The organism is Saccharicrinis aurantiacus (assembly GCF_947489045.1).
GTDB classification, from domain to species: domain Bacteria; phylum Bacteroidota; class Bacteroidia; order Bacteroidales; family Marinilabiliaceae; genus Saccharicrinis; species Saccharicrinis aurantiacus.
This window is the reverse complement of record NZ_CANLCN010000044.1, coordinates 1-2,928: the sequence shown is the minus strand read 5'-3', so window position 1 is coordinate 2,928 and position 2,928 is coordinate 1. Positions and strand designations below refer to the sequence as shown.

General features: G+C 30.9%; 2 protein-coding genes. Both read right to left on the bottom strand.

The annotated features are described in order from the left end of the window. Nucleotides 1-225: 225 nt before the first annotated feature. On the bottom strand, nucleotides 226-1,551 hold the full coding sequence (locus QMO11_RS21750; RefSeq protein ID WP_282040058.1) for a hypothetical protein: 1,326 nt from the start codon (nucleotides 1,549-1,551) through the stop codon (nucleotides 226-228). A 231-nt stretch (nucleotides 1,552-1,782) separates the two neighbouring features. Further along, complete coding sequence (locus QMO11_RS21745; protein WP_282040056.1) at nucleotides 1,783-2,820, bottom strand: DUF4917 family protein; 1,038 nt, start codon at nucleotides 2,818-2,820, stop codon at nucleotides 1,783-1,785. Between the last annotated feature and the right edge of the window lie 108 nt (nucleotides 2,821-2,928).

Sequence of the window (2,928 nt, the reverse complement as noted above, 5' to 3'; positions counted from 1 at the left end):
TGCGCAAATTATTCATTTGAAAAACTTACCAAAAATACGCCTAAATTCAGACACGAAATATTGGCTAGTGTGTAACGGCCACTTGTATGAGCAGTAGCGGTTTGCCAGCTACAAACTTATCAAATTATGATGAAGTTTAAGCGGCGTGCAGACCTTAAAATTAAGCACTTTTGCCGCTATTGCTTATACAAATTGTTGTGTGCTGGGTTTTATCACCATGATTCTTTACGACATATGATTTGGGTAAAAATCTTTCAACGCCCAATGATGCCAAATTGCTCCCACTGGACATAAATTAGTTGATTTTGCCTTTTTCCATGGAGCTAAATCACAATCTTCATCAATCTCTAAATTAGGATTTACTTTCTTGCTACTTAAACAGTATTCTTTTAAATCGCAGACTGTAGGTTTATCTATGTAAAACATCCTTAATACTTGATTGAGAGCTAAAAAAATTCCAGGATTAAAATGTTCCGTCTGAATCTTAAAATTATGAGGTAAAGCAATAGTACCGTCATAATCAGAGTTTAACACTAAAGGAGAACCTACAAAATTTACTAAATGTTTAAAAAATTGATTTACGGATGGCTTACCAAACCTAACTAAGTCATTTATGAAAGTCGGGATATCTGTTCTTATTTTCTTTATTCTATCAAAAATTGAATCTATCCATGCATTAGTATCATCAAAATAATCGGCTTTAAAATTCTTCTTAATCTCAGCTTTTATAATATCTACCAAATCAGAATATTCCACATGACTACCTTTAATGAAAGCCAAACAATCACTGTATAAATCTTCGAGTGACAAATCAGGATGTACAATATTTTTATCTTTTATAAAGTTAAGAAGCCTAACGAAACTTAACCCAGGATGATATGACATTAAGGAAATATCACACAATGCAATAATTAAAATTTTTTCTTCGATTATTTCAGGGTATATATTTTCAACTATTTTTTGAACTATGGTGTAAGGATAATCTTCTGCCACAGGTAATATATCCTTATAATTAAATTGCTCACATAAATATGCCATTCCTTCTGTAACATGATTTCCCCCAAAGTCAAGGCATCTTTTTTCTCCAGTAATTGAGTCTATAAATGTAATACTTACTTTATCAATAAATTCACCTTTACTGTATTCATAGGGAATAACTTGATATGTAAAATCAGCAATTGTTTTACTTTTATTTTTTATTGAAGAACCCATATATACAGGGCGAAGGGCGAAATTCAACAATCCAGAGTCATTAGTTTTAGAATTGTCAATTATTTCATTTAATTCGATAGGAACTTTAAATGCTTTTTGACTCTTATTCTTTTCAACATGATGAGCACACGATTGAATATAATAATTGATAGTTGATATATTCATTAATCCATAAATTGTTGAAATATCTTGTATAAAGTGAATATATTCATGATAATACAGCCCCATTGCACCTTCAGGAAGGTCATTTAAATCACCTAAACTAATTGGCAAATCAATCTTCATATTAAAGAATGATGGTTTATAATAACATGAACCTAAATCTAATTTATCATACATAGTATCAATTTTATTTTATGGACGGTCGTTCATTAGCCTTGCACACAACGGCTCGAATAAAGGATGTAGGCTGAATTTGAAAAACCAAAACAACCAAAACCCAGCAGAGCCGAAATTTTGTTTTGGCTATAAATTTATTCTTTTCACTAGCCGAAACAAAAGTTTCGGCGATTTTATTAAACGAACTTAACTCCCAAATCTATACTCACAGCCTATGACCTTTATTTTTTGTTAGCAACTGGGTTTTTTCTTTTTTTTTCGACCAAGCCTAACTCTCGTTTTATTAAAATCAAAAAGACTACTAGAGTCAAAAAAGGTACATTCCGTATTTTCAAATTGTGAGTTAATTCTACCGACTTCCGATTTAAGCTCTCGAACCTTTCTTCCTTTTGTCCATATTGAGATCGCAATCTTTTTATCTTTAACGTCAAGTACTTCAACCAAATGCTTGTCTTGTTCGCTTAGAGATTGACCAAATACAACCAAAGGCTTATCTCCGTCACTTTTAAGCCTTTCAAAACAAAAATTCAAATAATTATTAGTTCGAATGGCTTTTAGCTTTGTATCTGATTTACCTTCACTTATAAATAGTGGGTATTTGTCTTTTTTAATCTCTCTTGAAATTTTAGAAATTAGCCATTTTTCATTCCCTATAATTTTAGCTGCAGAAAGACCATTTTGAAAAAGAAATAAGGCCCCATGTAAATAATATATATGTTTATTTTTATATACATCCCCGTCCGAAAAATTAGTAAACTCACCATTACTTTTTGTGTAAAAATAATCGCCGAAACTTTTTCTTAATTCCATAATGATATAATAGGAGTAGATATCGTAATTCGTTGTGAAAATATTAGAGAATATTTCAAACTGTTTAGCAACTTTCTTAGTTTTACTAAAATCAACTTCATCTGGCCTTGGATGTATCCTATTTATTGATTCTATTAAACCTTCTTTTACTTCATTTTGAATATCAGGAATTAAATCATCTATCCAATCAATTACATTAAGAACTGTATTTGTCGTTTCTAAATGCTCTAACACAGTTTCAAAATTATTAGTTTGGAATGCACTAAATAACTCTCTCGCTTGAGAAGAACAATTTTCAATAAAAACTTCATGTAACATTGAGTATCTCAAATTACTCGTGAAGTTAATACTAAACCCATTTCCTAATAATATTGGACAATTTGTAAATAAAGCCTTTATATCTGACCATTGTCGTATTCCCGCATCATTATTTAATTGTTCTATGGTAAGTGATTTCATTTTTCTTCATCTAGGGGTTGACCTTGTTGCTAACGGCTACTTGGATGAACAGTGTGGAGAGTAAACCCAAATCCACTTCCAAAATCCTAAAGAGCCAAAGCTTATTAT